This window comes from Mesorhizobium sp. M1273 (genome assembly GCF_040318195.1).
Taxonomy (GTDB): domain Bacteria; phylum Pseudomonadota; class Alphaproteobacteria; order Rhizobiales; family Rhizobiaceae; genus Mesorhizobium.
In genome coordinates, this window is the sequence record NZ_JAMYLV010000092.1 from 1 (window position 1) to 709 (window position 709).

Sequence of the window (709 nt, forward strand, 5' to 3'; positions counted from 1 at the left end):
TCAAACGCCGGAGAAGCCGCAAGCTCGAAAGCGCTTGACCTCAACATGCCGAATAGAGAAGTGCTTCAGGACTGCTGCAACCCGGACTTTTTCAACACTATCGACCCTTCTCGGACGTTCCCTGAATGCAAGATCACGGGCAGGTTCTGACCCTATTCCCGACCTTGACAGCCAAGTGCAATATGCGCCAGTTGCGTCTTCGGTCGTTGCAAGCCTTGACACGATATGGTTCAGCATTGTTGGGCGGCAGCCCGAGGATTCAAACCGATATTCGTCTCGCTGGAATGTCTAACGCGACTCCGTCATGATGTCCCAGCCCTGTCGAGCGACGCTGCCAAAGCCGTTAGCAAGGCATCAACTTCGTTGACACCGCCGACGTCTACCACAACGGCAAGTCCGAGGAAGTCGTCGGTCGCGGCATCAAGGCGAGGCGCGATCATTGGGTCGTGACGACCAAATTCGTCAACTCGCACGACAAAGGGCCTAATCTCGGCGGCCATTCGCGCAAATGGGTGAACCAGACCGTCGAGAACAGCCTGCGCCGCCTTGGAACAGACTATATCGACCTGTTCTACTTCCACCGCGCCGTCTTCGATGCGCCGCTGTAAGAGCCGGTGCGGGCGATCGCCGACCTGATCCGCCAGGGCAAGCTGCGCTATTTCGGCGTCTCCAACTTTCGTGGCTGGCGCATCGCCGAAGTCGCGCATCT

Annotated in this window: 1 pseudogene; it reads left to right on the forward strand. The window is 57.8% G+C overall.

The annotated features are described in order from the left end of the window. Positions 1-347 precede the first annotated feature (347 nt). A pseudogene (locus tag NKH30_RS33060) lies at positions 348-709 on the forward strand (aldo/keto reductase); the annotation flags it as partial.